General features: G+C 71.1%; 23 protein-coding genes. 11 read left to right on the forward strand and 12 right to left on the reverse strand.

Annotated features, from left to right (window positions below; translation table 11 throughout):
- Positions 1 to 4: 4 nt before the first annotated feature.
- The 6 genes from GWK25_RS02755 to GWK25_RS02780 all read left to right on the forward strand — a co-directional run bounded on the left by GWK25_RS02755 (position 5) and on the right by GWK25_RS02780 (position 3,612).
- Positions 5 to 802 carry a type III pantothenate kinase gene (locus tag GWK25_RS02755; protein ID WP_215448328.1) on the forward strand — a complete coding sequence of 266 codons (798 nt, stop codon included), beginning with the start codon at positions 5 to 7 and terminating at the stop codon, positions 800 to 802.
- A 141-nt stretch (positions 803 to 943) separates the two neighbouring features.
- A complete protein-coding gene (locus GWK25_RS02760; RefSeq protein WP_251828679.1) occupies positions 944 to 1,657 on the forward strand; it encodes a hypothetical protein in 714 nt (237 codons plus the stop codon).
- Between the two features lie 19 nt (positions 1,658 to 1,676).
- Positions 1,677 to 1,865: a hypothetical protein gene (locus GWK25_RS02765; RefSeq protein WP_215448329.1), complete on the forward strand. Its 189-nt coding sequence runs from the start codon at positions 1,677 to 1,679 to the stop codon at positions 1,863 to 1,865.
- 128 nt (positions 1,866 to 1,993) lie between these two features.
- Complete coding sequence (locus GWK25_RS02770; protein ID WP_251828680.1) at positions 1,994 to 2,455, forward strand: BlaI/MecI/CopY family transcriptional regulator; 462 nt, start codon at positions 1,994 to 1,996, stop codon at positions 2,453 to 2,455.
- A 9-nt stretch (positions 2,456 to 2,464) separates the two neighbouring features.
- Positions 2,465 to 2,998, forward strand: a complete 534-nt coding sequence (locus tag GWK25_RS02775; protein WP_045562639.1) for an amino-acid N-acetyltransferase — start codon at positions 2,465 to 2,467, stop codon at positions 2,996 to 2,998.
- A gap of 278 nt (positions 2,999 to 3,276) precedes the next feature.
- Positions 3,277 to 3,612, forward strand: a complete 336-nt coding sequence (locus GWK25_RS02780) for an Lsr2 family protein (RefSeq protein WP_033524724.1) — start codon at positions 3,277 to 3,279, stop codon at positions 3,610 to 3,612.
- Here GWK25_RS02780 and GWK25_RS02785 read toward each other — a convergent pair.
- On the reverse strand, positions 3,591 to 4,247 hold the full coding sequence (locus GWK25_RS02785) for an SCO3374 family protein (RefSeq protein ID WP_215448331.1): 657 nt from the start codon (positions 4,245 to 4,247) through the stop codon (positions 3,591 to 3,593). The two genes, GWK25_RS02780 and GWK25_RS02785, sit on opposite strands and share 22 nt — an antisense overlap.
- Before the next feature lie 430 nt (positions 4,248 to 4,677).
- Between GWK25_RS02785 and GWK25_RS02790 the strand changes: the two genes are divergently transcribed.
- Complete coding sequence (locus GWK25_RS02790) at positions 4,678 to 7,203, forward strand: ATP-dependent Clp protease ATP-binding subunit (RefSeq protein WP_215448332.1); 2,526 nt, start codon at positions 4,678 to 4,680, stop codon at positions 7,201 to 7,203.
- A 464-nt stretch (positions 7,204 to 7,667) separates the two neighbouring features.
- The gene (locus GWK25_RS02795; protein WP_215448333.1) at positions 7,668 to 8,270 is read left to right on the forward strand and encodes a M23 family metallopeptidase; all 603 of its coding nucleotides are present in this window, start codon (positions 7,668 to 7,670) and stop codon (positions 8,268 to 8,270) included.
- Between the two features lie 27 nt (positions 8,271 to 8,297).
- Here the strand turns inward: GWK25_RS02795 and GWK25_RS02800 are convergent, their stop codons facing one another.
- Both GWK25_RS02800 and GWK25_RS02805 read right to left on the reverse strand, forming a co-directional pair.
- Complete coding sequence (locus tag GWK25_RS02800; protein ID WP_215448334.1) at positions 8,298 to 8,486, reverse strand: hypothetical protein; 189 nt, start codon at positions 8,484 to 8,486, stop codon at positions 8,298 to 8,300.
- Between the two features lie 84 nt (positions 8,487 to 8,570).
- Entirely contained in the window at positions 8,571 to 9,191 is a 621-nt protein-coding gene (locus GWK25_RS02805) for a TetR/AcrR family transcriptional regulator (protein ID WP_215448335.1), read from the reverse strand.
- Between the two features lie 166 nt (positions 9,192 to 9,357).
- Between GWK25_RS02805 and GWK25_RS02810 the strand changes: the two genes are divergently transcribed.
- The gene (locus GWK25_RS02810) at positions 9,358 to 10,962 is read left to right on the forward strand and encodes an MDR family MFS transporter (RefSeq protein WP_215448336.1); all 1,605 of its coding nucleotides are present in this window, start codon (positions 9,358 to 9,360) and stop codon (positions 10,960 to 10,962) included.
- 238 nt (positions 10,963 to 11,200) lie between these two features.
- Here GWK25_RS02810 and cseC read toward each other — a convergent pair whose 3' ends face one another.
- The 6 genes from cseC to GWK25_RS02840 form a co-directional block, all read right to left on the reverse strand.
- On the reverse strand, positions 11,201 to 12,781 hold the full coding sequence (cseC, locus tag GWK25_RS02815) for a two-component system sensor histidine kinase CseC (protein WP_251829379.1): 1,581 nt from the start codon (positions 12,779 to 12,781) through the stop codon (positions 11,201 to 11,203).
- The gene (gene cseB / locus GWK25_RS02820; RefSeq protein WP_215448338.1) at positions 12,670 to 13,377 is read right to left on the reverse strand and encodes a two-component system response regulator CseB; all 708 of its coding nucleotides are present in this window, start codon (positions 13,375 to 13,377) and stop codon (positions 12,670 to 12,672) included. Before cseB ends, cseC begins: the two co-directional genes overlap by 112 nt.
- 184 nt (positions 13,378 to 13,561) lie before the next feature.
- Positions 13,562 to 14,242: a hypothetical protein gene (locus GWK25_RS02825; protein ID WP_215448339.1), complete on the reverse strand. Its 681-nt coding sequence runs from the start codon at positions 14,240 to 14,242 to the stop codon at positions 13,562 to 13,564.
- Positions 14,230 to 14,781: a SigE family RNA polymerase sigma factor gene (locus GWK25_RS02830; protein ID WP_215448340.1), complete on the reverse strand. Its 552-nt coding sequence runs from the start codon at positions 14,779 to 14,781 to the stop codon at positions 14,230 to 14,232. Before GWK25_RS02830 ends, GWK25_RS02825 begins: the two co-directional genes overlap by 13 nt.
- A 308-nt stretch (positions 14,782 to 15,089) precedes the next feature.
- Positions 15,090 to 16,055 (reverse strand): A/G-specific adenine glycosylase, encoded by a 966-nt coding sequence (locus GWK25_RS02835; RefSeq protein ID WP_251828681.1) that lies wholly within the window; start codon positions 16,053 to 16,055, stop codon positions 15,090 to 15,092.
- Between the two features lie 156 nt (positions 16,056 to 16,211).
- Complete coding sequence (locus GWK25_RS02840; RefSeq protein WP_215448341.1) at positions 16,212 to 17,309, reverse strand: LLM class flavin-dependent oxidoreductase; 1,098 nt, start codon at positions 17,307 to 17,309, stop codon at positions 16,212 to 16,214.
- A 322-nt stretch (positions 17,310 to 17,631) separates the two neighbouring features.
- Between GWK25_RS02840 and GWK25_RS02845 the strand changes: the two genes are divergently transcribed.
- Complete coding sequence (locus GWK25_RS02845; protein WP_215448342.1) at positions 17,632 to 18,483, forward strand: hypothetical protein; 852 nt, start codon at positions 17,632 to 17,634, stop codon at positions 18,481 to 18,483.
- Positions 18,484 to 18,626: 143 nt separating this feature from the next.
- Here the strand turns inward: GWK25_RS02845 and disA are convergent, their stop codons facing one another.
- From disA to GWK25_RS02860, 3 genes are all read right to left on the reverse strand, one after another.
- Positions 18,627 to 19,751 carry a DNA integrity scanning diadenylate cyclase DisA gene (gene disA, locus GWK25_RS02850; RefSeq protein ID WP_045562654.1) on the reverse strand — a complete coding sequence of 375 codons (1,125 nt, stop codon included), beginning with the start codon at positions 19,749 to 19,751 and terminating at the stop codon, positions 18,627 to 18,629.
- A gap of 81 nt (positions 19,752 to 19,832) precedes the next feature.
- Positions 19,833 to 21,242: a DNA repair protein RadA gene (gene radA / locus GWK25_RS02855; protein ID WP_215448343.1), complete on the reverse strand. Its 1,410-nt coding sequence runs from the start codon at positions 21,240 to 21,242 to the stop codon at positions 19,833 to 19,835.
- Between the two features lie 252 nt (positions 21,243 to 21,494).
- Positions 21,495 to 22,889: an alpha/beta hydrolase gene (locus GWK25_RS02860; RefSeq protein WP_215448344.1), complete on the reverse strand. Its 1,395-nt coding sequence runs from the start codon at positions 22,887 to 22,889 to the stop codon at positions 21,495 to 21,497.
- Positions 22,890 to 23,137: 248 nt separating this feature from the next.
- Here GWK25_RS02860 and GWK25_RS02865 point away from each other — a divergent pair, with 248 nt between their 5' ends.
- Positions 23,138 to 24,925, forward strand: a complete 1,788-nt coding sequence (locus GWK25_RS02865) for a hypothetical protein (protein ID WP_215448345.1) — start codon at positions 23,138 to 23,140, stop codon at positions 24,923 to 24,925.
- Positions 24,926 to 25,033 lie beyond the last annotated feature (108 nt).

The following is a 25,033-nucleotide window of genomic DNA, read 5'->3' on the forward strand; positions in this document are numbered from 1 at the left end:
GGCCATGCTGCTGACGATCGACGTGGGCAACACCCACACCGTCCTCGGTCTGTTCGACGGCGAGGACATCGTCGAACACTGGCGCATCTCCACGGACGCGCGCCGCACCGCCGACGAACTGGCGGTCCTCCTCCAGGGCCTCATGGGCATGCACCCGCTGCTCGGCGAGGAGCTCGGCGACGGCATCGACGGCATCGCGATCTGCGCCACCGTCCCGTCGGTGCTGCACGAGCTGCGCGAGGTGACCCGCCGCTACTACGGCGACGTCCCCGCGGTCCTCGTCGAGCCGGGGGTGAAGACGGGCGTCCCGATCCTCACGGACAACCCGAAGGAGGTCGGCGCCGACCGCATCATCAACGCCGTCGCCGCCGTCGAGCTGTACGGCGGGCCGGCCGTCGTCGTGGACTTCGGTACGGCGACGACGTTCGACGCGGTCAGCGCGCGCGGCGAGTACGTCGGCGGTGTCATCGCGCCCGGTATCGAGATCTCCGTCGAGGCGCTCGGCGTCAAGGGCGCCCAGCTCCGCAAGATCGAGGTCGCCCGGCCGCGCAGCGTCATCGGCAAGAACACGGTCGAGGCGATGCAGTCCGGGATCGTGTACGGGTTCGCCGGGCAGGTCGACGGTGTCGTCAGCCGCATGGTCCGCGAACTCGCCGACGACCCCGCGGACGTGACGGTCATCGCGACGGGCGGGCTGGCACCGATGGTGCTGGGCGAGTCCTCGGTGATCGACGAACACGAGCCGTGGTTGACGCTGATCGGGCTCCGGCTGGTGTACGAGCGGAACGTGTCGCGTCTTTGAGGGGTGAGTGGTCGGGTGCGGCCAGCCCTCACCCACCCGCACCCGACAACCGCACCCCGCGCGCCCCCACCCGGGTGGAACCGTCGGCGCCACGCCCCCTCATCACATCTGTTTTGTCTGATTAGCGCGTATCGTCGCCGCATGCCCACGCCCCACGGAACCCGCGGCGGCATGGCGTTCGGCGCTGAGGAGCTGCGTGTGCTCCGCCGTGCCCTCGCCCTCGCCCTCAACCCCAGTCCCGTCTCGGCGGAGGAGGTGCAGGACTGCCTCCGACTCGCCGAGTCCGTCGACGAGGCGGCCCGCGAGGACGCCCGTCTGAGGGCCTTCCTGCTGGCCGACCTCGCCCGGTACCGCGCCGCGCTCCCCGGCACCGTCACGGGCTACACGGCACTCCTGACGCAGGCCATGGACGCCGGGTACCGCCCTCAGCCGGACGACCTCGCCGCGCTGCGCGCCCTGCGCGGCAACCCCGGCGCCGCGTCGCTCCTGGAGCGTTGCCGCCCGCTCGTCGCACAGGACGTGCGCGCCCGTTTCGCGGGGCGCGCGGCCTCCTCGGCCGTCGTCGTCCCCGCCTCGCGCTCCGCCTCCGGCCGCTCACGGCTCCGGCTCACCGCGCTCCCCGGCGGTCTGGCGGCGCGGGACAACCACGTGCGCGCCGCCGGAGACCCCGCCCGGCCGAAGCCCGCCCGGCCGTCCCGTCCCGCCGAGCCCGCCGACAAGCCCGGCCCGGTGCCCCGCCCCGACGCCCCGCGCCCGGCCCGCCGCCCCATTCCCACCCCCGGCGAGGTCTTCCCGCCCAAGCGGAAGCCGGCCGCCCCACCCGCGAAGCCGCCCCAGCAGTTGGCCGCCGTCTAGCCCTGGCTACCCTGGACGCATGGACTACGTCTCCGCGCTGCTGCCCCCCTTCGTGATGGCCGTGCTGTTCATCAGCGTCATCCGGGTGATCGTGAAGACCCAGGGCGGCCCCAACAAGGCCAAGGAGGACGCGGTGGTCGACGCGGCCCTCGCCCGCGCGGAGAACACCCGCCAGGCCGACGGCGGCTCCCGGGCCACCGGCGCCTGACGCGTACCGCTCCGCCCCATCGGCGTACGACTCGTGTGTTTTTCGAGTCGTACGCCCTTTTTGTTCCCGCGCTCCGGATAGTGTGCGGAACTGTGCCTCGCCCATTGGGAGAACTCGAAGACGCGGTCATGACGCGGGTGTGGAAGTGGAACCGCCCGGTGACGGTTCGGGAAGTCCTGGAAGACCTTCAGCGGGAACGGTCCATCGCGTACACCACCGTGATGACCGTTCTGGACAATCTCCATCAGAAGGGCTGGGTGCGCCGGGAGGCGGAGGGCCGGGCCTATCGATATGAGGCCGTCTCCACTCGCGCCGCCTACGCGGCCGCACTCATGAACGAAGCCTGGTCGCAGAGCGACAACCCCGCAGCCGCCCTCGTCGCCTTCTTCGGGATGATGAGCGAGGAACAGCGACAGGCGCTCACCGACGCCGTACGCATCGTGCAGGGCCCGGGCCCCGGCAAACCCGAACCCGCCGCACCCGCCGCCCCCGCCCTCGAAACCCCTGTTGAAACCGCCGGCGAATCCGTCGAATCGTCCGGCGAAACACAGGGGACCCCCGGCGAATCACCGGATCTCCCCGGGCGATAGCGTCCGCTCATGCCAGCAACGAGTCCCGAAGCCACCGCAAAAGCCATCACCGTCAGGCGGGCTCGGACCAGCGATGTCCCGCACGTGCGCGATCTGCTCGACTCCTACGTCCAGCGCCGCATCCTGCTCGACAAAGCGACGGTCACGCTTTACGAGGACATCCAGGAGTTCTGGGTCGCGGAACGGGACGACAACGCCCAGGTCGTCGGCTGCGGCGCGCTGCACGTCATGTGGGAAGACCTCGCGGAAGTCCGCACTCTCGCGGTGAACCCGGACGCCAAGGGGCTCGGCGTCGGTCACCAGTTGCTCGAGAAGTTGCTGCACACCGCTCGCTGGCTGGGTGTTCGACGCGTTTTCTGTCTGACCTTCGAAGTCGAGTTCTTCGCCAAGCACGGCTTCGTGGAGATCGGTGAGACTCCCGTTGACACCGATGTCTACGCGGAGCTGCTGCGTTCCTATGACGAGGGCGTCGCGGAGTTCCTCGGTCTCGAACGAGTGAAACCGAACACCTTGGGCAACAGCCGGATGCTTCTGCATCTGTGATCGACGGCGGAGACCAATTCCGCTGAGGGGCGTTCCGTCGAGGGGCGCCTTGCCCACGGGGCCTATGTCCGAAACGCGCATGTTTCCGGTCTTCCCGGGCTCCTCGCCCTCTCCGGACTCTCTCCCCGGACTCTCCTCGGTCTCTCCCAGGGGTTTGTGTTTTTCCTTGAAAAGCGGTTTGCTTTCCGACGTACTGCAGTACTGCATATAACAGGGGACGTGAAACAGCGGCGCTCGCCGCAGCCTCGGCCCTCAAGTTTTCGATGAAAGGAAATCCGGTGGCACAGAAGGTTCAGGTCCTTCTTGTCGACGACCTCGACGGCGGCGAGGCGGACGAGACCGTGACGTTCGCGCTGGACGGCAAGACATACGAGATCGACCTCACGACCGCCAACGCGGACAAGCTTCGCGGCCTTCTCGACCCCTATGTCAAGGGTGGCCGGCGTACCGGAGGCCGCGCTGCGGGCGGGCGTGGCAAGGCCCGTGCCGCTTCCGGCGGCAGCCAGGACACCGCGGCCATCCGCGCCTGGGCGAAGGAGAACGGTTACGAGGTCAACGACCGCGGTCGCGTCCCCGCCTCCATCCGCGAGGCCTACGAGAAGGCCAACGGCTGAGATTCCGACGGCCCGGTGCTCGCGCGCCGCAGCCGGACGCGGTGGCAGTGCGTCGCCACCGTGTCCACCACTCGCACGAGGTCGGGGGCGCCCCCACCGCCCCCCAACGCCGACATGCTCGGCAGCGAGGGTTCGACCTCGCACCCCGGCTCGGGGGGCCGCACCCACTCGGCGGCCCCCTGTGAACCGGCCTCCCCGCGTACGCCCCCACGCCCACCGGTTCCGCCCGGGGGCTCCGGCGCCACCATGTGACCGCCCGTTCCGACGGCAGTGAGGTCCAGGTCGAGGCCGCCCCAGTCCAGCCACCGCAACAGCTCCGGCACCTCCTCCGCGCTCCCCGCCGCGACCAGCAGCAGCATCCGCCCGCCGCACAGCGCCACCGGGGACCCCGGGCCGGGCACCGGCCCCAGATGCCGGAGCGCCGCGACCCCCGCTTCCACCGGTACGTCGAGCACATCGAAGCGCAGGCCCGTAATGAGGTGTACGGGCGTCCCGGGCGCGGTCGCCCAGCCGAGTCCGTTCTCGTACCACCACCGCACCGCCTCGCAGGGGTCCGCGCCCGGGACGTCGCGCGGGGCGACGGCCGAGGAGGCGCTCGGGTCGAGCGGTCGGCGGGGAAGGGGGACGATGGTCATGTCAGGAGCAACCGGGCGAAGGGGCCCAGAGTTACGCTGGGTGTCGGCGCGGCTGCGAGGAGTGCCGGGAGAGGGGGCGTTCCACAGTGTGCGGTGGCGCAAGGATGTTCGCCCTTAGCGGAGGGAACCGGTGCATCCGGCATGGAGTGTCAGTGCCTACGGGTAAGACATCCCTAGTGGGAGGGGGCGACACGCAGGAAAGGCAGTCTCACGTTCGCCATCGGCGTACTGATGGTGGGGGTAACTGTCTGGCCTGCGGGAACATCGTCTCGCACCATCGGGTTGGAGCAGATGTCGGCGTTCGGGGTCAGGAGGCCAAGGACGGTGTCGGCAGTTGGAATGAGCGGTCCCCGCTTGCGGGACTAAGCTGCGGAAGGACAGCGAGGGGAGCGTCCCCTCACTGCCTGACCGCTCTGAGGAGCGATTAACGATGTTCGAGAGGTTCACCGACCGCGCGCGGCGGGTTGTCGTCCTGGCTCAGGAAGAAGCCCGGATGCTCAACCACAACTACATCGGCACCGAGCACATCCTCCTGGGCCTGATCCACGAGGGTGAGGGTGTCGCCGCTAAGGCCCTGGAGAGCCTCGGGATTTCGCTCGAGGCGGTCCGCCAGCAGGTGGAGGAGATCATCGGGCAGGGGCAGCAGGCTCCGTCCGGCCACATCCCCTTCACCCCCCGTGCCAAGAAGGTCCTGGAGCTGTCGCTCCGCGAGGCCCTTCAGCTGGGCCACAACTACATCGGCACGGAGCACATCCTGCTCGGCCTGATCCGTGAGGGCGAGGGCGTCGCCGCCCAGGTCCTGGTCAAGCTGGGCGCAGATCTCAACCGGGTGCGGCAGCAGGTCATCCAGCTGCTCTCCGGTTACCAGGGCAAGGAGACCGCCACCGCCGGCGGACCCGCCGAGGGCACCCCCTCGACGTCCCTGGTCCTCGACCAGTTCGGCCGGAACCTCACCCAGGCCGCTCGTGAGTCCAAGCTCGACCCGGTCATCGGGCGCGAGAAGGAGATCGAGCGGGTCATGCAGGTGCTGTCCCGCCGTACCAAGAACAACCCGGTCCTGATCGGTGAGCCCGGCGTCGGCAAGACCGCCGTCGTCGAGGGCCTCGCCCAGGCCATCGTCAAGGGCGAGGTGCCCGAGACCCTCAAGGACAAGCACCTCTACACCCTCGACCTCGGCGCGCTGGTCGCCGGCTCCCGCTACCGCGGTGACTTCGAGGAGCGCCTGAAGAAGGTGCTCAAGGAGATCCGCACCCGCGGCGACATCATCCTGTTCATCGACGAGCTGCACACGCTGGTCGGTGCGGGTGCCGCCGAGGGCGCCATCGACGCCGCTTCGATCCTGAAGCCGATGCTGGCCCGCGGTGAGCTGCAGACCATCGGTGCCACCACCCTGGACGAGTACCGCAAGCACCTGGAGAAGGACGCGGCCCTGGAGCGCCGGTTCCAGCCCATCCAGGTCGCCGAGCCCTCGCTCCCGCACACCATCGAGATCCTCAAGGGTCTGCGCGACCGGTACGAGGCCCACCACCGTGTCTCTATCACGGACGAGGCCCTCGTCCAGGCCGCGACCCTGGCCGACCGGTACATCTCGGACCGCTTCCTGCCGGACAAGGCGATCGACCTGATCGACGAGGCCGGTTCCCGGATGCGCATCCGCCGGATGACCGCGCCGCCGGACCTCCGCGAGTTCGACGAGAAGATCGCCGGTGTCCGCCGGGACAAGGAGTCCGCGATCGACTCGCAGGACTTCGAGAAGGCCGCCTCCCTCCGCGACAAGGAGAAGCAGCTCCTGGCCGCCAAGGCCAAGCGGGAGAAGGAGTGGAAGGCCGGCGACATGGACGTCGTCGCCGAGGTCGACGGCGAGCTGATCGCCGAGGTCCTCGCGACCGCCACCGGCATCCCGGTCTTCAAGCTCACCGAGGAGGAGTCCTCGCGTCTGCTGCGCATGGAGGACGAGCTCCACAAGCGGGTCATCGGCCAGGTCGACGCCGTCAAGGCGCTGTCGAAGGCGATCCGTCGTACGCGTGCCGGTCTGAAGGACCCCAAGCGTCCCGGTGGTTCGTTCATCTTCGCCGGCCCGTCCGGTGTCGGTAAGACCGAGCTGTCCAAGGCGCTCGCCGAGTTCCTCTTCGGCGACGAGGACGCGCTGATCTCCCTCGACATGTCGGAGTTCAGCGAGAAGCACACGGTCTCCCGGCTCTTCGGTTCCCCGCCCGGATACGTGGGCTACGAAGAGGGCGGCCAGCTGACCGAGAAGGTCCGCCGCAAGCCGTTCTCCGTCGTCCTCTTCGACGAGGTCGAGAAGGCCCACCCGGACATCTTCAACTCGCTGCTGCAGATCCTGGAGGACGGTCGCCTGACCGACTCCCAGGGCCGGGTCGTGGACTTCAAGAACACGGTCATCATCATGACGACCAACCTCGGCACCCGGGACATCTCCAAGGGCTTCAACCTGGGCTTCGCGGCCTCGGGCGACAAGAAGACCAACTACGAGCGCATGAAGAACAAGGTCTCGGACGAGCTCAAGCAGCACTTCCGGCCCGAGTTCCTCAACCGTGTCGACGACGTCGTCGTCTTCCCGCAGCTGACGCAGGAGGACATCCTCGCGATCGTCGACCTGATGATCGGCAAGGTCGACGAGCGCCTGAAGGACCGGGACATGGGCATCGAGCTCTCCCAGTCCGCCAAGGAACTGCTGTCCAAGAAGGGGTACGACCCCGTGCTGGGCGCCCGGCCGCTGCGCCGGACCATCCAGCGCGAGATCGAGGACACCCTCTCCGAGAAGATCCTCTTCGGCGAGCTGCGCCCCGGCCACATCGTGGTCGTGGACACCGAGGGCGAGGGCGACGCGGCCACCTTCACCTTCCGGGGTGAGGAGAAGTCGGCGCTGCCGGACGTGCCGCCGATCGAGCAGGCGGCCGGCGGTGCCGGGCCGAACCTGAGCAAGGACGCGTAACCGCCGCGCTCGGCCTGAGCGACAAAGGGGCTGCCCCGGGACTTCGGTCCCGGGGCAGCCCCTTTTCGCTGCCGGAATCCATCGTCCCGTGAGTGATGTGGGCCTCGTAGGGGGCGTCACATTCCGGAGGTCTTTCAGGTCGGTACCGGTGACGTGCCGCACAGGTCATTTGTCCGGTACTAGACGGAATAGTGGCGAAGGAGTGAAGGTCAAAACGGACATTTGGGTGTGATGGCGGGGGATTTGATTGCTGCCGTGCAGGTGGGGGACGGTTTGTGGGTGGGTGTCAATGTGAGGTGCGTTTTATGGGGACCTACGACGTTCGGTCGTAGGTCACATGTTTGGGGGGTTTCGGGGCGTCGGGGTACCAAGGGGTGTCCCATTCGGCGGCCGCAGATGTGTGCCGGGTGGGATTCGTGTCCGTCGAGGCACGTTCCCTGTCTCCGTCTCCCGTGAGGTACTCCATGTCGCAGCGTGTTCGCACTCCCCGTTCCCGTATGTCCCAGCTCCGTGTCCGTGCCGCCGTGGCGGCCGTGGGTGTGGGTGTCTCGGGTGTGCTGGGGGCCGGGGTCGCGGCCGCCGCCGGTGGTGCTCAGGCCACGAGCGCCGGCACCGCCACCGTCCAGACCGCCGCCGCCAAGAAGGCCGCCTCCTGGGTCAGCCCCGTCAAGGGCTACAAGCTGAGCGCGCGGTTCGCCCAGGCCGGCAACATGTGGTCCGCGAAGCACAGCGGCCAGGACTTCGCCGTCAAGAGCGGTACGGCCGTCGCCGCCGCCCACGGCGGCACCGTCGTGAAGGCCGGCGGCAACGGCGCCGGTGACGGCCCGGCGTACGGCAACGCCGTCGTCGTCAAGCACGGCAACGGCACGTTCTCGCAGTACGCCCACCTGTCCAAGGTGAACGTGAAGGTCGGCCAGGTCGTCAAGACCGGGCAGCGTATAGCCCTCTCCGGCAACACCGGTAACTCCAGCGGGCCGCACCTGCACTTCGAGATCCGTACGACCGCGAACTACGGCTCCGCCATCGACCCGGTCGCCTTCCTGCGGACCAAGGGCGTCAGCGTCTGATCCGATCGGACCCGAGGCCCGTGCCGCTCAGCACGGGCCGTAGTCCTGGCCCGTGCCGCACATCGGGGTGTCGGCGTAGTAGTCGTTGAAGAAGGCGATGAGGACGAGCATCAGGATCACGCCCGCCGCAGAGGTGGCGAGTGCGATGCGGTGGCTTCTGCGGTCGCGGGCGGCGCGCTCCTCGTCGGTCATCCGGGCGTAGTCGTCGGCTTTCACTCGGGCCTCCTCGTGGCGATGCGGCCGGGATGCGGTCGGGAGGTCCCCGAGGGCTCTGGGGGTATTACCCCGATACGAGGGCCCTCACGAGTGGGGGGTGCCGGCGTGTGCCTGGGTCACCAGGTCGATCGCGACCTCCAGAACGGCCTTGCGCTTCTCCTCTGGGTCGCCGTCGAGGTCCCTGAGGACGAACATGCCGGCGTGCATGGTGAACAGGGCGCTCGTGCAGCGGACCTGGTCGGCCAGGGCGGCGTCCGGTTCCTTGATGGTGTCGATCAGCCGGATCATGCGGTCCTTGAACGTCTCGCCGACGCTCAGCTCACGGACCGTCGCCTGGTTCTCCTGCATGAAGCGGAAGAGGGGGGCGACATCGGCCAGGGCCAGGCTGTAGCGGCGCAGGATCTCCCGCTTGGTGTCGAGGGTGCGCGGCTGGGTGCCCGCCCATTCGATCAGTTCGTCGATCGGGCGCTGCAGGTCCTGGAAGAGACCGATGAGGATGTCCTCCTTGGTCTTGAAGTGGTAGTACAGCGCCGCCTTCGTCACATCGAGGCGTTCGGCGATCTCCCGCAGCGAGGTCTTCTCGTAGCCCTGCTCGGCGAAGAGCTCGAGGGCGACGTCCTGGATGCGCTGGCGGGTGTCGCCGCGACGCTGCCGCTTCGGTGTCGGGCTCGTCGGGCCCGTCGCGTCCCGTGTCGTGCCGCTCATCCTCGTACTCCTCGCCGCTCGGACGGCCCGGGTCGGTCAAGCCTCGGCCAAGCGCGTCGAACTTACTTGACGCCCGGCTAGTTAGGGGCCTAGCTTCCCTAAGTGTAGACAACTAGCCGGTCGGCAAGTAAGTGCACGGGAACTCCGGGGGGAGTGGAGGGCCGCGATGGATGCGGAGAAGAAGAACGACGTGAGCGGTGGGGCCGAGGCGGAGGGGCCGCAGTCGCGCAGTGTGCGGGTGGTGCTGCTCGCACTCATGATCGCCATGCTGCTCGCGATGCTCGACAACATGATCATCGGCACCGCGATGCCGACGATCGTGGGCGAGCTGGGCGGGCTCGAACACCTCTCGTGGGTCGTCACCGCCTACACGCTCGCGACCGCCGCCTCCACGCCCATCTGGGGCAAGCTCGGCGACCTCTACGGCCGCAAGCGGGTCTTCATGACCTCGATCGTGCTCTTCCTGATCGGGTCGGCGCTGAGCGGCATGGCCCAGGACATGGGCCAGCTCATCGGGTTCCGCGCGGTGCAGGGACTCGGCGCCGGCGGGCTGATGGTCGGCGTCATGGCGATCATCGGCGACCTCATACCGCCCCGGGAGCGCGGCAAGTACCAGGGCATGATGGCCGGGGTGATGGCCCTCGCCATGATCGCCGGACCGCTGGTGGGCGGGTCCATCACGGACCACTGGGGCTGGCGCTGGTCCTTCTACATCAACCTGCCGCTCGGAGTCGTGGCGCTGATCGCCGTCAGTGCCGTGCTGCATCTGCCGAAGCCGTCGCGCGAGGGACGGTCGGCGCGGAACATCGACTACCTGGGCGCGGGCCTGCTGACCGTCGGCATCACGGCGATCGTGCTGGTCACCACGTGGGGCGGCACCGAGTACGCCTGGGGCTCGGCGGTCATCATGGAGCTGATCGCGCTCGGGGTCACCTCGCTGGTCGGGTTCGTGTTCGTGCAGAAGCGGGCGGCCGAGCCGGTGATCCCGCTGCACATCTTCCGCAGCCGGAACTTCACGCTGATGTCCCTGATCGGGTTCTTCACCGGCTTCGTGATGTTCGGCGCCGTGCTGTTCCTGCCGCTGTACCAGCAGTCGGTGCAGGGCGCGTCCGCGACGAACTCCGGGCTGTTGCTGCTGCCGATGCTGGGAGCGATGCTCGCGGTGTCGATGGTGGCCGGGCGGGTGACCACGAACAGCGGCCGCTACAAGGTCTTCCCGGTCGTCGGGAGCGTCCTGATGATCGTGGGGCTGTTCCTGCTGGCGCAGATGGACACCGGGACGAGCCGGGTGACGTCCGGGCTGTACATGGCCGTACTGGGTGCCGGTATGGGTTGCCTGATGCAGATCACCATGCTGGTCGCGCAGAACAGCGTCGAGATGAAGGACATGGGGGTGGCGTCGTCCACGACCACGCTGTCCCGGACCCTCGGGTCGTCCTTCGGGGTCGCGATCATGGGCGCGCTGTTCAACAGCCGGGTGCAGGACGTGATGGCCGAGCGGGCCGGGGCGCTGGGGTCCAAGGTGACCGAGCAGTCGGCGCAACTGGACGCGGCGAGTCTGGCGAAGCTGCCGGAGGCCGCGCGGGAGGCGTACCAGTACGCGGTGTCCGCGGGGACGCACTCGGCGTTCCTGCTGGGGGCGGTCGTCTCCGTGGTGGCGCTGGTGGCGGCGGTGTTCGTGAAGGAGGTGCCGTTGCGGGGGGCCGCCGGGTCGCCCGAGGCGGAGGCCTCGGGCAGGGCGGAGGCCGCCGAGGGCATGGTGCGCGCCTGAGAGTGGGGGTGCGGGTTCGTTGGCGACCGCGGGCCCGGTGGGGCGTCTCGCGCAGTTCCCCGCGCCCCTGAAAAGCAGGGGCTGCGCCCCGTGCTTTTCCCCCGCGGCCCCGTCGCCCTTCAGGCCGCAGGGCCGTGGTCTTTGAGGCCCGCAGGGCCTGGTCTTCAGGGGCGCGGGGAACTGCGCGAGAAGCGCCACGCACCCGCACCCGAGACGCCGCCCCCGCCGCCCGCCAGGGCTAGTCGTTCGACATCGGCAGCATCGGGTAGCTCCCCGTGTTCGTCGGGGCGTGTTCCGGGAGCCACAGGACCGCGACCGCGCCCTCGGCCGGGACCGTGTCCGGGGAACCCGGCGGGCGGACGTTGCGGAAGGTGAGGCGGGCGCCGAGGACGCGTGCCTGACCGGCGGCGATGGTGAGGCCGAGCCCGTGCCCCTGGCCGGCCCGGTCCGAAGCCCCGGTGCGGAAACGGCGGGGCCCGTCCGCGAGAAGCTCCTCGGGGAAGCCGGGGCCATGGTCGCGGACCCGGATGACGCGGCCCTCGACGGACACCTCGATCGGCGGTCGGCCGTGCTTGGCCGCGTTGGCCAGCAGGTTCAGCAGGACCCGCTCGAGACGGCGGGGGTCGGTCGTCACCTCCGACTCGTGCACGACCTGCACCCGCACGTCCGCGTTCTTCGCCGCCACCCGCCGGGCCACGAACTCACCCAGCATGATGTCCTGCAACTCGGCCCGCTCGGAGGCCCCGTCGAGACGGGCCACCTCCAGCACGTCCTCGACGAGCGTGCGCATCGCCTGCGCCCGGTCGCGGACCAGCTCGGAGGGGCGGCCCGGCGGCAGCAGCTCCGCGGCCGTCAGCAGCCCGGTCACCGGCGTACGCAGCTCGTGCGCGATGTCCGCCGTCACCCGGCGCTCCGCCTCGATGCGCTGCCGCAGGGTGTCGGCCATGGCGTCCACGGCCCGCGCCAGCTCGGCGGTCTCGTCGCGGACGACACCGCCGATCGCGTCCTGCACCCGTACGTCCGACTCGCCCTTGGCCACCTCGTGCGCGGCGGCCGCCGCCTTGCGCAGTCGGCGGGACATCTGGCCGCCGATCAGGACCCCGAGGGCCGAGCCGCCGAAGACGACCGCGATCGAGCCGATCAGCAGGGCCTGGTCGAGGTCCCGCATCACGGCCGAGCTGTGGTCGGTGAAGTCGGTGTGGAGCGACAGGACACGCTTGTCCTTCAGCGGGACCGCCGCCCAGATGTCGGGCACCCCGTTCTCGCCCTCGGACACGTACGTGGCCCTGCGGCCCTCCCTGACCTTGGCCAGAAGGTCCCCCGGGATCTCGGGGTCGTCGATCTTCACGCCGAAGGCGCCCGACTTCAGCGGGCGGCCCGACTCGTACATGCGCTGGGCGACCTGGATGCGCTCGTCGGCGAGGTCCCGCGAGTTGTCGAGCATCGAGACCCGTGCCGCGTTGTGCACGACCAGGCTCAGCGCGACCGCCACCAGCGCGCCCACCAGGGCGATCGCCGCGCTCAACTGCCAGCGCAGCCCCGTCCGGATGCCCGAGGCGGGCCCGGCGCCGGCGGCTGGCCCCGCGCCTGCCGCACGTCTCGTATCCGACGCGGAACCCGCGGCGGACGGGCGACCGACGACACGGGTCGCCTCCGGGGCCCGCCGTGCCCGTATGCCCCTCGACTCCATCTCGGCCCCGTCCCCGCTCAGGCCTTGAGCTTGTAGCCGAAGCCGCGGACCGTGTCGATCCGGTCCTGGCCGATCTTCGCGCGCAGCCGCTGGACATGGACGTCGACGACCCGGGTGTCCCCGCCCCAGCCGTAGTCCCACACGCGTTCGAGCAGCTTGTCGCGGGAGAGCACCGTGCCGGGGGCGGACGAGAACTCCAGCAGCAGCCGCATCTCGGTCGGCGTCAGCGCCACCGGCTCCCCCGACCTCCGTACCTCCATGCCCTCGGTGTCGATCTCCAGTTCGCCGAAGGTGAGCACCCCGCCGGTGCCCGCCGCCCCGGTCTCCTCCGCCTTGGCCTCGCTGCCGCTCGCGTGCCCGAAGCGGCGCAGCACCGCGCGGATCCGGGCGACCAGGACCGCGCCGTCGAACGGCTTGGTCACGTAGTCGTCGGCGCCCGCCTCCAGCCCCAGCACCACGTCGATGGAGTCGGCGCGCGCGGAGAGCATGATCACCGGGACGGTCGACTCGTCACGGATGCGGCGGCACAGGGAGACCCCGTCCAGACCCGGGACCATGACGTCGAGGAGGGCGATGTCGGGCCGGTTCGCGCGGAACGCCTCCAGCCCCGACAGTCCGTCGGGCATGGCCGTGACCGCGAAGCCGTCCCGCTCCAGGGCGAGCTGGGTGGCCTCGCGGATGACGTCGTCGTCCTCGACGAACAGGACGTGGGTCTGCTCTGCCATCCGGTGATCTCGCTCGCTCTCGGTCGCGGTGGGTCGCAACGGTTTCGGGACGGTGGGACGGTGGGGGACGGTTGGCCGTCGTGGTCGGGGACGGTCGGGACGTCGTGATCCGGGGCGGGTCCGGGACGGTCAGGAGCGTCGTACGCGGTCGGCGGTCGGTCGGGATCGCTGTGACCGGACGGGCTCAGCTCGGTTCGGGCGTCGCCGACTCCGTGCCGCCCACGGCACTGCTGTACTCGGTGCGTGTGTTGGAGCGCTGGACGAAGTCGTCCTTGATCCAGCGATAGGTGGCCACTTCCTCGCTGGACGGGTACGACGACGGGTCGCCATTCTCGTACAGCTGCCGGGTGACGAGGAGGTCGCCCCGGTCTATCTCCGCGTAGACGGGCGGCTGTTCGGACCGGAAGACGCTCCGGTACGTCCCCTTCCTCTCCGCGCGGTACACGTACGACGCCACACCGACGGCGTCCGCACAGGTCATCACATTCACCACGAGGTCGTCGGACGAGGCCCCGGTCAGGTCCCCGTACGTCACGTCCACCGGGTACTCGTCGGCCACACACGGCCGCAGATCGCTCTTGACCGCCTTGCTGACCTCCGGGTCCGCGCGGACGATCCGGACGACCTCGTCGACGCTCGGATGGTCGTCCTCGGCGTCCGCCGAACCGGAGGCGGACGGGGTGGCCGCGCCCGTCGCGAGGGAGTCGCTGTCGGCCGGCCCCTCGTCCCGGGCACCTGTGCCGCCCGTGCCGCAGGCGGACACGGAAAGGGCGAGGGCGGCGAGCACGGCCACCGCCGTGATCACCGCCTTCGTCGCCTGCCTGACCCCCGGACGGGGACCGGCCGCTGTGCTCAGGCCGCGCAACGCTCCTGCTCCTCGCTCGCTTCGAGCGCACGGGCGGCGCGCTCTTCGTGGTCCCGCGACTCCAACTCCTCGCGGAGCCGGGCCAGTGCACGGTGCAGCGTGCTCTTGACCGTGCCGGCCGACATGCCGAGGGCGGCGGCCGTCTCCTCCGTGGACATCTGCTCCCAGTGTCGCAGCACCACGACACTGCGCTGCTTGGGTGCCAGCACCTTCATGATGTCCATCAGGAGGGCGCGGTCCGCGTGCTGCTCGGTGGAGTCCTCGATGCGGGCGTCCGGCAGCTGCTCGGTCGGGACCTCCTCCAGCTTCCGGGCCCGCCACCACTCGGTCCGCGTGTTGATCATGACCCGGCGCAGATAGGCGTCGGCCAGCCGCTTGTCCGCGATGCCGTCCCAGCGGCCGTACGTCCGCGCCAGCGCCGTCTGCAGCAGATCCTGGGCGTCCACCGGGTCCGGCACGAGCCGACGGGCGCTGCGCAGCAACGCGTCCTGCCGGGTACGGACGTACTCCTCGAATTCGAGCACCTCGCCGTGCGCCATGATCAACCGCCTCCGTTCCCCGTTTCCGACGTCCGCGCTGTCGCGCGGTGCCGGTTGTCCGCCGCTTCGTGCCGCGCGGTGTGTCGCGCGGTGCGTATCGCTCGTTCCGCCGGATCCGCCGGTTCGTTTCGCGGGTTCCTGCGGTACGCCAATGAAGCTACGGAGGGGTTGTCACGGAGACGTCCGAGGCAGCCTGCGGAGAACGCTCGGCTGTCCGTCGGTTGTGTAACGAAAGTAGGAACGGGGTAAAGCGGGGTGGGCTTTGGGGATGAGATGGGCCGTTTTACCCCGTCGACGACACCGGAGGGTCAGGTGAGGGGGAGCCGGTAGAGGCCGCCCGGGAGGGGTTCCACCAGTCCGTCGGAGACCAGTCCGTCCAGGGCGCGGGCACGTTGCACGGGCTCGTCCCACACCCGGTCGAGAACCGCCTGCGGCACCGGCGCGATCGCGTCCCGCAGGACGGCGAGCAGCTTGCCGCGGACCTGACGGTCGGTACCGGCGTACGTCTGCCCGCGCCGTGCCGGGCCCTCGTGCGCGGGCTTCCCGGCCAGCCGCCAGGCGCACTGTCCGGCGATCGGGCAGCGCCCGCACGTCTCGTTCTTCGCCGTGCACACCAGCGCGCCCAGCTCCATCGACGCGGCCGCCCACCGGGACGCCGTCCCGTCGTCCTCGGGCAGCAGGGCCCGGGCCAGCTTCCGCTCGGCGGCCGTGGTCGCGTTCGGCGGGTACTGCGTGCCGCTCACCGCGCGGGCGAAGACCCGCCGCACGTTCGTGTCGAGCACGGCGTGCCGCTGTCCGTACGCGAACGAGGCCACCGCCGCGGCCGTGTACTCGCCGATCCCGGGCAGCGCGAGCAGCTGCGCGTGATCACGGGGTACGTCTCCGCCGTGCCGTTCCGTTATGGCCACCGCGGCGCCGTGCAGCCGTAGCGCGCGGCGCGGGTAGCCGAGCCGGCCCCAGGCGCGCACCGCCTCGCCCGGGGGTTCCTTCGCGAGATCCGCCGGGCGGGGCCAGCGCGCCAACCACTGCTCGTAGACGGGCAGTACACGGTTGACCGGTGTCTGCTGGAGCATGAACTCGCTGACCATCACCCCCCAGGGGCCGGCCTCCGGTCGTCGCCAGGGCAGGTCACGGGCGTGCGTCTCGAACCAGGCGATCACCGGGGTGTGCAGGGCGGTGGGTGCCGGGGCGGGCGTGGGGGCGGGGACGGAGGTGGGGGTGGGGGTTGGGGTTACGTCGGCAGGGCTGCTCTGGGGTTTCGTGGGTGCAGTCATGGCACGGTCGATCCTGCCATGCGGGGGGTGGTGGGGGCGGGTTCTGGTGGGGGGTGTCTGGGGTGGGTGTCTGGGGTGGGTCAGCCGGGTGCGAGGCGCTCCACCGGAGCCGCACCCGGCCGACCCACCTGACCCACTGAGCTCTTCCGCGGCACGTCAGCCCGCCGGCTCCCACCCCAACGCCGGCCCCAGCTTCGTCGCGATGTCCGTCAGGATCTGCACATAGTCCTCGTGCTCGAACGTGAACGGGAGCGCGAACGCCACCTCGTCGACCTCGCGGAACCCGGCGTGCGCCCGCAACCGCTCGGCGATCTCCGCGGACGTGCCCACCAGATCCGGCGCGAACACGAGCCGCCCCGGCCCCTGCGGCGCCGTGGTCCGGGGCAACCGCTTCGCCGCGTACGCCTCGTACCTGGCGCGCTGCTCCGCACTCGCGGAGTCGGTCGGGATGACGACGAGTCCCTGGGAGACCCGGGCCCGCTCGCCGTCGGGGTGGTGCGCCCGGAACTCCCGGATCTGCGAGCGCTGGATCTCGGCGAAGTCCACCGTCTCGGATGCGGCCGCCGTCCCCGGCTCCGCCGCCGCCCCCTCCGCCGGCTCCGCCTTCACCACGCTGCTGGTCAGGAAGTTCATCCCGTTCTCGCCGGCCCACCGCGCCGACCGCAGGCTGCCGCCGCCGTACCACATCCGGGCGCCCAGCCCGGGGGAGTGCGGCTGGACCCGGTCGGAGAAGACCTCGAACCCCTCGGTGCCGCTGAAGCCGGTGGCCGTCTCGCCGCGGACGAAGTCCAGGAGCCGCCGGACCCGTTCGAAGCTGAAGTCCTCCGCCTCGGCGGTGTCCGGATAGAGCGCCGCCTTGACGGTGTCGTAGTGCATCGGCGGTCCGACGCTGACCCCCGGGTTGACCCGGCCGCCGGAGAGGAGGTCGACCGTGGCCAGGTCCTCGGCGAGCCGCAGCGGGTTCTCCCAGCCCAACGGGATGACAGCGGTGCCCAGTTCGATACGGCTCGTGCGCTGCGAGGCGGCGGCCATGACCGCGACGGGAGAGGAGATGCCGTACTGCAGATGACGGTGGCGCAGCCACGCGCTGTCGAAACCGAGCCGCTCGCCCAGTTCGATGATCTCCAGTGTGGATTCGTGGCCCCGGCGCGGGTCGACCTCGTCGAACAGCCCGATGGTCAGGAACCCCAGCTTCCGCAAAGGCTTCGACGCCGATTCACTGACGCTGTTCTCCACGGTCGCGGATCCGGCCATCGTCTTCTCCAAGTCCTGCGGCGCGCTGCGTTGGTGGAGGGACGATTGTGGCAGGTGGGTCGAGGGAAGCGGCGAGCGAACTCGGGCCCGGGAGCGGATGCCCCCCTGAACGGGCTTGGCGGGCCGAGGAGTTGGTGATGCTCGCGTGGCGTGGGTCCGGTCACGGAACGTGCCCGTACGGGCTCTGTGATCACGCACCGCGATCATGGGGCGCCCGGGCGGGGTGATCACGGGAAGGACCGGGATGATGATCCGGAAAAGTTGAGGTTTCGGGCGGCGGGTGGGGCCAGCGAAGTGCCGGATCTCTCGTACAGTTTGCGCCGTGGGATCTCTGCGCAATCCGATCGGGCCGCTTCCCTCCACCATCTACTGGCGCCGGAGGGCCGTTCTGCTGACCGTCGTCGGTCTGCTCGCGATTCTCGTCGTGTGGGTCGTCACCGGCGGGGGCGGGGACGGCGACAACAACGCGGGTGGGCCCGACGGAAAGAATCCCGCGCCCTCGATCACTCCCGGCCCGTCCGGTTCCGGTCCCGCGATCAGCGAAGCGCCGGGCGGACGCGACGAGTCGGGTGACGAGTCGAGCTCCGGGGGCGACAGCTCCGGCTCCGGGGCGGGCGACGGTTCGGGGTCGGGTTCAGGCTCCGGCTCGGCTTCCGGTGGTGGGGACACGAGTGCCGGATCCGGTGCCGCGGGCGGGGGTACGTCCGACGACGGCGGCAAGAACGGCAGCAGCTCGGGCGAGCAGGTTCCGGCGGGGTCCAGCCTGCCCAACTGCACCGCCGGGGCCGTGAAGTTGACCGTGCGCAGCGTGCGCAACGCCTACGCGCCCGGGGTGAACCCCACGTTCGAACTCATCGCCCGCAACTCCTCCGGCGGCGACTGCAAGCTCGATCTCGGCCCGGACAACACGGTGGTGACGATCACCCCGGCCGACGCCGATGACGACGACGCGTTCTGGGCGTCCGACGACTGCCACGAGACGGCGGGCAGCCTGATGTTCAAGGTGCCGGCCGGTGACCGGGTGACTTACACCGTCGAGTGGAACCGTGACCCGAGCGCGCCCAACTGCGCGACCCCGTCGGCCGGTTCGGCCACCGCCGGGACGTACCTCGTCGAGGCGAAGGCGCCGGGGCTGGCCACGGCCCGCACGTCCTTCGTACTGGAGAAGGACTGACAGCTGGAGTAAGGACTGACAGCTGGAGCAGGACCGACGGCTGGACCAGGGCGTGACGGGTCAGGGGGTCGGCGGTCGCAGGGCTGGCTGACGGTCAGGGGGCGGGCCGGGCCGGGTGGGCCTGGTGGGCTGGAGGCGGTCGGTCAGACGTAGCGTTCCAGGATGGAGGACTCCGCCAGGCGGGACAGTCCCTCGCGGACGCTGCGGGCGCGGGCCTCGCCCACGCCGTCGACCGTCTGGAGGTCGTCGACGCTGGCGGCGAGCAGCTTCTGGAGGCCGCCGAAGTGCTCCACCAGGCGGTCGATGATGGCGCCGGGCAGACGCGGAACCTTGGCGAGGAGGCGGAAGCCGCGCGGGGAGACGGCCGAGTCCATGCCCTCGGGGGATCCGGTGTAGCCGAGGGCGCGGGCCACCGTGGGGAGTTCGAGGAGCTCGGCGTGGGTGAGGGCGTCGAGTTCGTGGAGGGCCTCGTCGACCGTGCGGGAGCGCTTCGCGGTGGGCTCGGGGACGTAGTCCCTGACCACCAGTTCGCGCTCCGGTTCGACGCCCGCGATCAGTTCGTCGAGCTGGAGGGCCAGGAGACGGCCGTCCGTGCCCAGTTCGACCACGTATTCGGCGATTTCGGTGGCGATGCGGCGGACCATCTCCAGTCGCTGGGCGACCGCCGAGACGTCCCGGACCGTCACCAGGTCCTCGATCTCCAGCGCGGAGAGAGTGCCCGCCACCTCGTCCAGGCGGAGCTTGTAGCGCTCCAGGGTCGCCAGGGCCTGGTTCGCCCGGGACAGGATCGCCGCCGAGTCCTCCAGGACGCGGCGCTGCCCGTCGACGTAGAGCGCGATGAGGCGCATCGACTGGGAGACCGAGACGACGGGGAAGCCCACCTGTTTGCTGACGCGGTCGGCCGTGCGGTGGCGGGTGCCGGTCTCCTCGGTCGGGATCATCGGGTCGGGGACCAGCTGGACGCCCGCGCGGAGGATCTTGGAGAGGTCCGAGGACAGCACGATGCCGCCGTCGAGCTTGCACAGCTCACGCAGACGCGTGGCGGTGAACTCGACATCCAGGACGAAACCACCGGTGCACATCGGCTCGACTGTCTTGTCGAAGCCGAGCACGATGAGTCCGCCGGTGTTGCCGCGGAGAATCCGTTCAAGCCCGTCGCGCAGGGCCGTGCCTGGGGCCACGGCGCTCAGTGAGGCGCGCATCAGGCCATCGGCACCGGAGCTCCCACCGGACTTTCCGGGAGCTGCTGCCCGGTCGTTGGCTGCCACTGCACTCCTCCGGTCGCAGGTTCTGGGGCGCTCCCGTTTCGCACACGTGGTTCGTACGGACGGGCGAGACCTGGGCAAAGTCTACCGGCGGTCCTCCGCGTCCCGTGGGGCCTCTCGCCGACGCGATCGGGGCAGTACCCGGAGCGCGTCCCCCATGTCGGCCACTTCCAGGACCTTCATACCGGGAGGAACCTTGCCGGGATCGGACGGAACGAGCGCGTGCGTGAAGCCGAGACGATGGGCTTCGGCCAGGCGCCGCTGCACCCCTGTGACTCGTCTGACCTCGCCCGCGAGACCCACCTCGCCGATCGCCACCAGGTTCTTGGGGAGAGGGGTGTCGCTCGCCGCGGAGGCCAGCGCCAGGGCGATCGCGAGGTCCGCGGCCGGCTCCGACAGCTTCACACCGCCGACCGTCGCCGAGTAGATGTCCCGCTTGCCGAGGGCGCTGATCCGGCCGCGCTGCTCCAGGACCGCGAGCATCATCGAGACCCGGGAGGTCTCCAGGCCGGACGTCGTCCGGCGGGGGGAGGGGAGCTGCGAGTCGACTGTGAGCGACTGCACTTCCGCGACCAGGGGGCGGCGGCCCTCCAGGGTGACGGTCAGGCAGGTGCCGGGGACGGGTTCGTCGCGGCGGGTGAGGAAGAGGCCGCTGGGATCGGTCAGGCCGGTGATGCCCTCGTCGTGCAGCTCGAAGCAGCCGACCTCGTCCGTGGCGCCGTAGCGGTTCTTGACGCCGCGGACCAGGCGGAGGCGGGCGTGCCGGTCGCCCTCGAAGTGCAGGACGACGTCGACGAGGTGCTCCAGGAGGCGGGGCCCCGCGATGGCGCCGTCCTTGGTGACGTGGCCCACGAGGAGGGTCGACATGCCGCGCTCCTTGGAGGCGCGGATCAGGGCGCCGGCGACCTCGCGGACCTGGGCCATGCCGCCGGGAGCGCCGTCGATCTCCGGCGAGGCGACGGTCTGGACCGAGTCGAGGATCAGCAGGGACGGCTTGACCGCGTCCAAGTGACCGAGGACGGCGGCGAGGTCGGTCTCGGCGGCGAGGTAGAGGTGGTCGTGCAGGGCGTTGATGCGGTCGGCGCGGAGGCGGACCTGGCTGGCGGACTCCTCGCCCGTGACGTACAGGGTGGGGTGCTCGGCGCTCGCGGACTTGGCGGCGGCGTCGAGGAGGAGGGTGGACTTGCCGACGCCGGGTTCTCCCGCGAGGAGGACGACGGCGCCGGGGACGAGGCCGCCGCCGAGGACGCGGTCGAGCTCGGGGACGCCGGTGGAGCGGGCGGTGGCCTGGCGGCCGTCCACCTGGGCGATGGGGACGGCGGAGGTGGTGACGCGGCCGGGGGCCGTCGTGCGGACGGCAGGGGTGCCGTACTCCTCGACCGTGCCCCAGGCCTGGCATTCGGGGCAGCGGCCCAGCCACTTGGCCGTCTGCCAGCCGCATTCCGTGCAGCGGTAGGACGGGCGGTCCTTCGTGGTCTTCGTGCGGGCAGCCATGGACGAACCGTAACGGAGGGCACTGACAGTGTTCGACGGTCGGCCGGACGGGGGGCGTGGGGATGGGCCTTGGGAGGGCGGTGGGTGGGGCGGGGCCGTGCCGGTGCGTGGAGCCCGTCGCGTGCTGCCCCACTGCGCGGAGGCAGGAGCGAGCCGTTCTGCGGGCCGCTGTGAGCGGCGGGCTGCTTCGCACCGGCACGGCCCCTTCCGCGGGTCCGCGGCGGGTCGCCGTCTCGGCGAGTCCTCGGTCCGCTACGGGCGGCGGCCGATGGTCAGTTGGGCCGGGGTGTACGGGATGTAGGCCGCGCCGTCGAGGTCGAGGGCGGTCGCCGCAGACTGGAGGGCGGCCGGGGTGGCCGAGGCGCCCCAGCGGCCGGTGTCCAGGCGGGACTCCAGGGCGTGCAGGGCGGCCACCGTCTCGGCGGTGGTGAAGGCGCAGTGACCCTGGCGTTCGACGTAGGCCTGGCGGAGCTGCGCGGCGTCGCCGGAGGCGCGGACCCGGGTGGCGAAGCGGGACTCCTGCTCGACGGGGACGAGGTCGTCGGCGGTGGTGTGGATGTTGAGGAGGGGGACGGCGAGGCCCTGGCCGGCGGAGGACGTGCGTCGGCCGGCGGCGACGGCGTCCGGGTCGGCGGTGATGTCGGCGTTCGCGGTCAGGTCGCGCAGATCCGCGCGCAGGTCGAGGCCGGCCTTCCGGTAGAGGGCCTTGACCAGGGGTGCGTGCTGGGAGCCCGCGAGCACGCGCGCGTAGTCGACGCCCTTGTTCCCGGAGTTGTTGCCGCCGAGGGCCTTCTCGACGTGGAAGCGGCCGGGCTCGACGCGGTCGAGGACGCCCTGGGCCAGCCACGCGTACTGCTGGGCCTGCTGGTCGTCCCGGTCGCCGGGTGCGGGGCGATCCTTGCCGGGCGCCCAGGCGGGCAGGTTGAGGTAGGCGGCGGCGAGGGCGATCCGGGCGCGGCCCTGCGGGGTCTTCTGGGCGGCGACGACGGCCTCGGTGAGCTGCCGGCCGGTGGTGGCGCCCTCCGCCTCGGAGGCGAAGTCCACCAGCTTCACGGGAGTGTCGGGGAGCAGGAGCCGGGCGATCGTGTACTCGGCGTCGAGCTGGTAGCTGTGCAGGTCGTTGGCTCCTGCCACGAGACCGCACAGGCCGAGGGCGCCGTCGATACCGCCCGCGCCGGAGCGGGCGAGCCGGGCGTTGACCAGCCCGCCCATGGACTGGCCGATGGAGAGGGTGCGCGTGGGTTCGCCGATCCTCTCGGTGACCGCCGCGACGGTGGCGACCTGGTCGCGCTCCGCGCTCTCCAGGGCCCAGAGGGTCTCGCTGACGTCGTAGGAGGAGCCGGTGAGGGCGTAGCCCTCTTCGAGGAGGCGGAGGCGTACGGCCTCGCGGGGGGCGTTCTGGGGCACCGTCACGCCGAAACCGTGACTGAAGACGATCAGGGTGCCGTTCCAGTTCTCCGGGACGTCCGCTATCCAGGCGGCGCCGTCGGGGAGGGTGCCGGTGAGGCGTTCGACGGCGGGCGCGGCGCTCCGGGGGGCGGCGGTGGAGACGGAGGCGCCGGCCAGGGAGAGGACGACGGTCGCGGCCAGGGCGGCGAGGGCGCGGTTGGTGGAGCGGCGGGTGGTGCGTCGGGTGCGTACGGCCATGGGGTGGGGCTCCTGTCGACGCGGAGGTGGGGACGTTGCTCGCCCTTACTCGGCAGTAACTCGGTTTCGGGAGGAAGGTAGGGCCAATTTCTTGTGACGGTCAAGAAAGTGCACACCATTCGGCCAAGCCCCGTGTGCGCTGCGGAATGCGGCATTCCTGTCCCCTTATGAGGGATCGTTTCACCCGTACGGAGTAAATGTGCTCAAGGGGCGAGAAGGTGCAGGTTCCGGGCGCCTACCGTCCATGAATGATGAGCATCGGTCCGGAAACCTCGACCCGCACCACCGGCGCACACCGGGCGCACCGTGAGGCGCGCGACCGGGCCGCGGCGCGCGCGGTGGCGCAGCACCCCTCGACGCGCTACGAGCCGTACCTGGACGGCCTCTTCACCTACTGCATGTCCGTGCTGTGCGACCACGACGCGGCCACCGCGGCGCTCGCCGACGTGCTCGTGCTCGCCGAGCGGCGCCGGGGGCCGGACACCGCCGACGACCGCCGCGCCTGGCTGTACGCACTGGCCCGCTGGGCCTGTCTGCGCAAGCTCGCCGAGGTGCGGCAGAAGCGGCCGGCCGCGCATGCCTCCACGCGCCCGCCGGGGCACGGCGGTGGGGCCGACAACACGCACCCCGACAAGGGCCGTTCAGAGAAAGGGCGTTCGGACAAAGGGCGTTCGGCGAAGGCGCGCGCCGTCGAGAGTTCCGCCGTCCGGGCCGTCGCGCTCTCCGAGGACGAGAAGCGGCAGCGGCGGCGTGAACTCGCCCTGCTCGCCTGGCCGGAGGCCGCCGGCACCACGCCCGAGCAGCGCGAGGCACTGGAGTTGGCCGTACGGCATCAGCTCACCGCCCACGAGGTCGCCGCCGTGCTGGGCATGGACCCGACCGCCGCGCGGGAGCTGCTCGCCTCCGCCGCCTGCGAGGTGGAGCGGACCCGCGCCGCCCTGGCGGTCGTCGAGAGCGGCGCCTGTCCGAGCGTCGCCCGGCTGACCGGTGACCATCAGCTCGTCCTGAGCGCCACCCTGCGCCGCGAGCTCGTCCGGCACGTGGACGACTGTCCCGTCTGCCGTCGCGCCGCCGAGCGCGCCGTTCCCGGCCGCTGGCCCGGCACCACGGTCACGCCCGCCGCGCTGCCGGTGCTCGAAGCGCCGCGTGCCGCCCTGGGGCCCGCGATGGCCCACCTCACGCGCGCGCGTGGCGGCGCCCCGCGCTTCGACCGGCGTGGCTTCCCCATGGACCCGAGGGACCGTGCGGCCCGGCGGGAGCGGCTGCGCGCGCGGGCCGTGACCACCACCGTCGTCGCCACCGTGGTTGCCGCACCCGTCTTCGCGCTCTGGGCCGCCTACCGGGGCGCCCCTTTCATCGGTGAGGGCGGCGACGGCCGTTCGGTCAGCGCGGGCGAGGAGCACGGTGACGGCGACGGCACCGTCGGCGACGGCGTCGGCGACGCCTACCAGAACGCGGGCAACGCCCGGAACAGGTCGGACGCCCGCCACGGCCGAGGCAAGCACGCGTCGGACGACGTGTCCGTGGAGGTCACCCAGGGCAAGGGGCGGGGCGCGCTCTCCATCACCGCCGCGAACGACGGCGACACCACCCTCATCACCCTCGAAGCGACCGGGGACGCGTCCGTCCGCTGGTCCGCCCGTACCGGCGCCGACTGGCTCTACCTCAGCCAGTCCTCGGGCGCCCTGAAACCCGGCGAGTCTGTGACGATCAAGGTGTACGTCGACCAGCTGAGCGAGCCCTCCGGGTACTGGACGGCTCGGGTGACCCTGGCTCCGGCGGACGCCGTGGTGACGATCGAGGGCTACGGTCCGGCGCCGACACCGCCGGTCGACCCCCGGCCCACCGCACCCGTCCCGGACCCGGGCCCCCCGAGGCCCACCGCTCCACCACCGACCCCCGACCCGGACCCCACGCCGACCGGCCCTGCCCAGCCGGATCCCACGCCTACCCCGACCGACCCGGCCCCCACGGACCCGGGCGGCCCCACGACACCACCGGGCGACGGAGGCGGCGACCCGCCACCGGGGCCGTAGACCGGCGGGGGCGCTGCCATGAACCCTTCGAGGCACCGGTCCGCCGGCCCGAACTACCGTCGGCGTGTCGAAGCACCGGCCCGCCGCCTGGCCGGCGTCCCCCGTTCC

Source organism: Streptomyces sp. ATCC 21386 (assembly GCF_018728545.1).
GTDB lineage: Bacteria > Actinomycetota > Actinomycetes > Streptomycetales > Streptomycetaceae > Streptomyces.

Coding starts and splice junctions, on each gene's coding strand:
- radA (WP_215448343.1), bottom strand. CDS start 21,242: ATGGCTGCCCGCACGAAGACCACGAAGGACCGCCCGTCCTACCGCTGC.
- GWK25_RS02805 (WP_215448335.1), bottom strand. CDS start 9,191: ATGAGCGGCACGACACGGGACGCGACGGGCCCGACGAGCCCGACACCG.
- GWK25_RS02835 (WP_251828681.1), bottom strand. CDS start 16,055: ATGACTGCACCCACGAAACCCCAGAGCAGCCCTGCCGACGTAACCCCA.
- GWK25_RS02760 (WP_251828679.1), top strand. CDS start 944: ATGCCCACGCCCCACGGAACCCGCGGCGGCATGGCGTTCGGCGCTGAG.
- GWK25_RS02765 (WP_215448329.1), top strand. CDS start 1,677: ATGGACTACGTCTCCGCGCTGCTGCCCCCCTTCGTGATGGCCGTGCTG.
- GWK25_RS02795 (WP_215448333.1), top strand. CDS start 7,668: ATGTCGCAGCGTGTTCGCACTCCCCGTTCCCGTATGTCCCAGCTCCGT.
- GWK25_RS02790 (WP_215448332.1), top strand. CDS start 4,678: ATGTTCGAGAGGTTCACCGACCGCGCGCGGCGGGTTGTCGTCCTGGCT.
- GWK25_RS02785 (WP_215448331.1), bottom strand. CDS start 4,247: ATGACCATCGTCCCCCTTCCCCGCCGACCGCTCGACCCGAGCGCCTCC.
- GWK25_RS02840 (WP_215448341.1), bottom strand. CDS start 17,309: ATGGCCGGATCCGCGACCGTGGAGAACAGCGTCAGTGAATCGGCGTCG.
- GWK25_RS02770 (WP_251828680.1), top strand. CDS start 1,994: ATGACGCGGGTGTGGAAGTGGAACCGCCCGGTGACGGTTCGGGAAGTC.
- GWK25_RS02860 (WP_215448344.1), bottom strand. CDS start 22,889: ATGGCCGTACGCACCCGACGCACCACCCGCCGCTCCACCAACCGCGCC.
- GWK25_RS02755 (WP_215448328.1), top strand. CDS start 5: ATGCTGCTGACGATCGACGTGGGCAACACCCACACCGTCCTCGGTCTG.
- cseB (WP_215448338.1), bottom strand. CDS start 13,377: ATGGCAGAGCAGACCCACGTCCTGTTCGTCGAGGACGACGACGTCATC.
- GWK25_RS02775 (WP_045562639.1), top strand. CDS start 2,465: ATGCCAGCAACGAGTCCCGAAGCCACCGCAAAAGCCATCACCGTCAGG.
- GWK25_RS02810 (WP_215448336.1), top strand. CDS start 9,358: ATGGATGCGGAGAAGAAGAACGACGTGAGCGGTGGGGCCGAGGCGGAG.
- GWK25_RS02865 (WP_215448345.1), top strand. CDS start 23,138: ATGATGAGCATCGGTCCGGAAACCTCGACCCGCACCACCGGCGCACAC.
- GWK25_RS02830 (WP_215448340.1), bottom strand. CDS start 14,781: ATGGCGCACGGCGAGGTGCTCGAATTCGAGGAGTACGTCCGTACCCGG.